At 73.1% G+C, this 5493-nt stretch carries 5 protein-coding genes; 2 read left to right on the forward strand and 3 right to left on the reverse strand.

Annotated elements, in window-relative coordinates; all coding sequences use genetic code 11:
• Positions 1–25 precede the first annotated feature (25 nt).
• The 3 genes from FNH05_RS30835 to FNH05_RS30845 form a co-directional block, all read right to left on the reverse strand.
• Positions 26–832 (reverse strand): hypothetical protein, encoded by an 807-nt coding sequence (locus FNH05_RS30835; protein ID WP_144592375.1) that lies wholly within the window; start codon positions 830–832, stop codon positions 26–28.
• Positions 833–981: 149 nt separating this feature from the next.
• Positions 982–2457, reverse strand: a complete 1476-nt coding sequence (locus FNH05_RS30840) for an MFS transporter (RefSeq protein WP_281287650.1) — start codon at positions 2455–2457, stop codon at positions 982–984.
• On the reverse strand, positions 2454–3182 hold the full coding sequence (locus FNH05_RS30845) for a GntR family transcriptional regulator (protein WP_144592376.1): 729 nt from the start codon (positions 3180–3182) through the stop codon (positions 2454–2456). Before FNH05_RS30845 ends, FNH05_RS30840 begins: the two co-directional genes overlap by 4 nt.
• Before the next feature lie 213 nt (positions 3183–3395).
• On the opposite strand from FNH05_RS30845, the gene FNH05_RS30850 reads away from it, so the two are divergent.
• Both FNH05_RS30850 and FNH05_RS30855 read left to right on the forward strand, forming a co-directional pair.
• Positions 3396–4403 carry an SIS domain-containing protein gene (locus tag FNH05_RS30850; RefSeq protein ID WP_186382826.1) on the forward strand — a complete coding sequence of 336 codons (1008 nt, stop codon included), beginning with the start codon at positions 3396–3398 and terminating at the stop codon, positions 4401–4403.
• A complete protein-coding gene (locus tag FNH05_RS30855) occupies positions 4400–5344 on the forward strand; it encodes an N-acetylglucosamine kinase (protein ID WP_144592378.1) in 945 nt (314 codons plus the stop codon). The genes FNH05_RS30850 and FNH05_RS30855 overlap by 4 nt, the downstream gene beginning before the upstream one ends.
• The last annotated feature ends 149 nt before the right edge of the window (positions 5345–5493 follow it).

The following is a 5493-nucleotide window of genomic DNA, read 5'->3' on the forward strand; positions in this document are numbered from 1 at the left end:
GCCCCTCACGGCCCTGGCCGAGGCGCTACGGGCTGGTGGGTGAGGCCGCGGTCTTGGTGGTGCTCACCGACGGCGGGGCCGAGGAGGTACCTGCGGGCGCCGGCGACGAGGGCGTCTGCGAGCTGGGCGTGGTAGTTGTGGCGGCCGTGCTCTGACCGCTGGAGGACGGCGCCGTGCTCGGGCTCACACTCTGCGTCCTGGTAACGGTCGAAGGCTGCTGGGTGGTGGTCGTCGCGGGTGCGCCGGGGCGCACCACCTGGCCGAAGGTGGTGCCGGTGCCGCCGGAGATCGGGTGCCCGATGAGCTTTTCGAAGCCGGTGATCGCGAGCATGCCGACGACGAACGCGGCCACGCTCGCCGCGCCGATCACCGCCCAGCGCCGCTTCCACCACGGCTGGTGCGGGGGCGGGGTGGTCGCCGGGCCCGCCCCGGGCCTGGGCAGGTACACGGTGCGGTCGCCGGCCCCCACCGGGGTGATCCGCTGGGTGCGGTACGGGTCGTGGGGTTCGGGCGGTCGCACGAGCGGGTTGCGCGGCCTGCCGGGGGGCGGTTCGGCGAACCGGGTCTCCTGCCGCAGTCGCGTGTCCGTGGCGTGGGTGAGTGCTTCCTTCGTCCGCCGCGCCGCCTCGCGGGTCTTGCGCAGGGAACGCAGGTAGAGCTCACCGCCGACGGTGGTCACCAGGCTCGCGATGCCCGCCCCGGCGATGGTGCCCGCGACGCCCAGCGTCGACCCCAGGAACGCCGCGGTCACGGCCGCCAGTGCCGAGGCGATCACCTGTGCCGGTTTGAGTCCTGCGCTTGCGGAAGTCCCGTCCTTCTTTTCCTCGGCCATGGTTCCGATCTGCTCGCGACTGCCCCGTGTTTCCACGCCCTCAACGTCTCGATCGGACAAGATGCTCCCCGCGTTATCGGTTTCGTGAGCACCGCCACCCTAGCTGTCCTATGTAGACAGAAGCGCGGTTTTCCCCGGAATGGACGAGATCATGCCCGCAGGTGTGTCGGCGGTTCCCCCACCGAACAATGCAGGCATTCCCCCGGTTCCGGGTTTTCCTCCACCATCGGGTGTTCCACCGAAAGCACGGAGTTACGCACGCCCACCGCGAGCAATCCACCGAATACGGCCAGTCCCGCACAGACGAGCAGGGAAAGGCGCCAGCCCGCGGTGAGCGCGACGGGATCGGTGTAGGCGGCACCGGTCAGTCCGGCGACGGCGGGCAGGGTCGCGATCGCCAGCAGACTGCCCGTGCGCGCGACCGCGTTGTTGACGCCCGAAGCGACACCGGCCCGCTCCTGGGGGGCGGCCGCGAGCACGGTCGCGGTCACCGGGGCGACCACCGTCGCCAGCCCGAGCCCGAACACCACCACCGCGGGCAGCACCGCGCCAACGTACGAGGCGCCGGGCGCCACCCGGGTCAGCAGGAGCATGCCACCGGCCAGCAGCATCGGCCCGGCCACCAGTTGCGCCCGGGGCCCGATCCGCTGCGCGAGCCCGCCGGACCGCCCGGACAGCAGCAGCATGATCACGGTGATCGGCAGGCCGGCCGCCCCGGCCTCGGTGGGCGAGTAGCCCAGCGACACCTGCAGTTGCAGCACCAGCAACATCAGCACCGCGCCCAGCGCGGCGTAGACGACCAGGGTCAGCCCGTTGGCGAGGGTGAACGTGCGGTCGGCGAACAGCGAAGGCGGCACCAGCGGATCGGCCGAACGCCGCTGGAGCAGCACGAAGGCGATCAGCGCCGCCACCCCGGCACCGGCGGCGACCAGCACGAACGGCGTCACGATCCCGCGTGACGGCGCCTCGACCAGCGCGGCGGTCACCCCGGCGAGCCCGAGCGCCCCCAGCGCCGCGGCGAGCACGTCCGGCCTGCCGCCGCTCGTCTCGTCGCACGACTCCGGCACGTACCGCCGGGCCAGCCACACGCAGACGAGCGCGAGCGGCGGGTTGATGAGGAAGCCCAGCCGCCACGACCACGCCTGCACCAGCGCACCGCCGACCAGCGGGCCCACCGCGGCCGCCAGCCCGCCGAGACCCGACCAGGCGCCGATCGCCCTGGCCCGCACTTCGGGGACGAAGGCGGACTGCAGGATGGCCAGCGAGCCCGGCGTGAGCAAGGCGCCCCCGATGCCCTGCAGCACCCGGGTCGCCACCAGCATGGGCATGGACACGGCGAGTCCGCACAGCAGCGAGGCGGCTCCGAACCACACCACGCCCACGGTGAACACGCGCCGCCTGCCGTACCGGTCGCCGAGCGAACCGGCGACCAGGATCAGCGAGGCCAGCGCGAGCAGGTACCCGTCGAGGACCCACTGCAGCCCCGCGACGGAGGCGTGCAGCTCGGCCCCGATCCTCGGCAGTGCGACGTTCACGATGGTCCCGTCGAGCATCGCCATGCCCGAACCGAGGATGGTGGTGGCGAGGACACCGCGCGCGGTGGCGGTGCCCCACCCGATGGTCACGGCCTGGTCAGGGTCGTGACGAACTTGTACCGGTCACCCCGGTAGATGGAACGGACGAACTCGACGGGCTTGCCGTCGGCGCCGAAGGAGTGGCGCGAGAGCAGCAGCACCGGCATGCCGACGTCCGCGCCGAGCAGTTCGGCCTCCTGCGGCCCGGCGAGCGAGGTCTCGATCGTCTCCTCGGCACGGTCCATCTCCACCCCGTACGTCTCGCGCAGCACCTCGTAGAGGGAGCCGCCGCCGGAGATGTGCTTGCGGAGGCCGCGGAAGCGGCTGATCGGCAAGTGGGTGGTCTCCAGCGCCATCGGCTCCCCGTCGGCCAGCCGCAGGCGGCGCAGGCGGAGGATCTTCGTCCCGCTGCGGATGCCGAGCAGCTTCGCCATGTCCGGTTCGGACGGCAGCTCCTCCATCTCCAGCAGCTTCGACGAGGGCTCCCGCCCCTGTGCCCGCATGTCCTCGGTGTAGGAGGACAGCTGCAGGCGCTGGGCGAGCTTCGGCTCCGCCGCGAAGGTGCCCTTGCCCTGTACCCGGTGGAGCCGCCCCTCGGCGGTGAGGTCGGCGAGTGCCTGGCGGACGGTGGTGCGGGACACCGCGAACTCGGTGGCCAGCGACCGCTCCGTCGGGATGGGGGAACCGGGCGGCAGCGTGTCGAGGAGATCGAGCAGGTGCTGCTTCAACGCCCAGTACTTCGGCTCGCGCTGTCCGCGCGTAGGTGACTCCAACATGACCGACTCCTCTTCGAACCCGCGCATCCGGCGCAGGGAGAAACTACCCTTTCCCCGTCACGGTCCGCCCGAGCCGATATCGTAGTTATTGGTCTAGACCTCAACTGGGGCTGGAACCCGCTCTCCGCAGCACGCCCCTGGCGCCGAGCCGCCGCTCTCGCGCACAATCACAGCAGCGTCGAAGGGACACCGATGACCAGCCCCGGACAGCACATGGCCGCCGAGATCGCCGAGCAACCCGCGGTGCTGGCCGGCCTGGTGGAACGCCACGCCGAATTCGCCGAAGCGGCCGCCAGGATCGCCGCCCGGCCGCCCCGGTTCGCCCTGCTCGCCGCGCGTGGCTCCAGCGACCACGCCGCGATCTACGCGAAGTACCTGATCGAAGTACTGCTCGGCCTTCCCGCCGGACTGGTGTCCCCGTCCACGGTAACTCTTTACGGGGCCCGGCCGGACCTCCGCGACGTCCTGCTCATCTCGGTCAGCCAGAGCGGCGGCTCGCCCGACCTGGTCGAGTTCACCACCACCGCGCGCAAACAGGGCGCGCTGACCGTCGCCGTCACCAACACCCCGACCTCGCCGCTCGCCGCCGCGGCCGAACTCGCCGTCGGGATCGGCGCCGGGACCGAGCGTGCCGTCGCGGCCACCAAGACCTACTCGGCCACCCTGCTCGCCCTGTACCTGCTCGTGGATGCCGTCCGGGGTGGGGACGGGTCCACCGCCGCCGAACTCGGCCCGCTCGCCGAGCGGGCCCTCGAAGTGCCGGTGCAGCGCGCGATCGACCGCTACCGGTTCGCCGACCGGATCATCACCACCGCCCGCGGCTACTCGTACGCCACGGCACTGGAGGCCGCGCTGAAACTGGCCGAGACCAGTTACCTCGCCACCCGCGCCTACAGCGCGGCCGACCTGCTGCACGGTCCCGTCGCCGCCGTCGACGCCGAAACCGCGGTGCTCGCGGTGACCGGCGCGGGCCGCGGCGGCGCGGCGATGCAGGACGTGCTGGCCGCCGTCGCCGAGCGGGGTGCGGACGTGCTCGCACTCGGGTCGGCCTGCGAAGAGGTCCCCGCCGCGCTGCGGATCCCGGTCCCGCCGGTCGCCGAGGAACTCGCCCCCGTGCTCGAGGCCCTGCCCGTGCAGCGGCTCGCCCTCGGCCTGGCGCTGGCCCGCGGCGGCGACCCGGACTCACCGCGCGGCCTCCGGAAGGTGACGAAGACCCGATGAGCGGTCCGGAAAGCTTCGTGATCGGGGTCGACGCCGGGGGCACGTCGACCCGGGCGCTCGCCGTCACGGCCGCCGGAACCGTCGTGGGCCGTGGCCGTTCGGGGGGCGGCAATCCCAACGCTCATCCGCCCGAGCGGGCCGCCGCCCACCTCGCGGAGGCGATCGGGCACAGCCTGGCCGGTCTCGATCCGTCCCGCGCGAGCGCCTGCGTCGTCGGCATGGCGGGAACCAGCAAGCTCACCGACCCGGCCGTCGCGGCACTGTTCGAGACCACCTGGCGGCGCCTCGGCCTGGCCGGGGTCCTGGTGCTCACCGACGCCGAGGTGGCCTTCGCCTCGGCCACCCCCTCCCCGGACGGGACGGTGCTCATCGCGGGTACCGGCTCCATCGCCGGTCGCATCCGCAAGCGCCGCATGGTGGCCACGGCGGGGGGCTACGGCTGGCTGCTCGGCGACGAAGGCTCCGCCTACTGGCTCGGACGGGAGGCGGTACGGGCCACCCTGGACGCCCTGAGTGGCGAGGGCGAACTGGGCGAACTGGCGACCTCGGTGCTGGCCGAGGCCGGGATCGCCGAAACCGACCGCCGCCAGGCCTGGCGACGGCTGATCACCGCCGCGAACGCGGAAGCCCCCATCCGGCTCGCCCGGTTCGCCCCGCTGGTCAGCGCCGCGGCCGACGCCGGGGAAATCCTCGACCGCGCGGCGGATCTGCTCACCGCGACCGCGATGGCGGTGCGGGAGCCCGGCGAGGACACCCCGGTGGTGCTGGTGGGCAGCGTGCTGACCGGGCCCGTCGGCGTCAGGGTGCGCGAACGGCTGGCCGGACCGGAGGTACTGGCGAGCGCGGACGGGGTGCTGGGCGCCGCCCGGCTCGCCGCCGTCGAGGCCTATGGCGAGCCGGTCGAGCCGGTCGAGCCGGTCGAAACCACCAAAGCGGACTGAGTCGGCGGACCCCGCGGAGCGCCGGGGCGTCTCCCCGCTTGATCAAAGGATTGGCCGAACCGGTCGCGGCCACTGTTCCCGCACCCGCTCCTCGCGTACGGTGGGACCCGGCCCCCGGACCTCCCCCTCGCCGGGGGCCCTCTCAGTCC

Source organism: Amycolatopsis rhizosphaerae (assembly GCF_007713715.1).
Taxonomy (GTDB): Bacteria; Actinomycetota; Actinomycetes; order Mycobacteriales; family Pseudonocardiaceae; genus Amycolatopsis_E; species Amycolatopsis_E rhizosphaerae.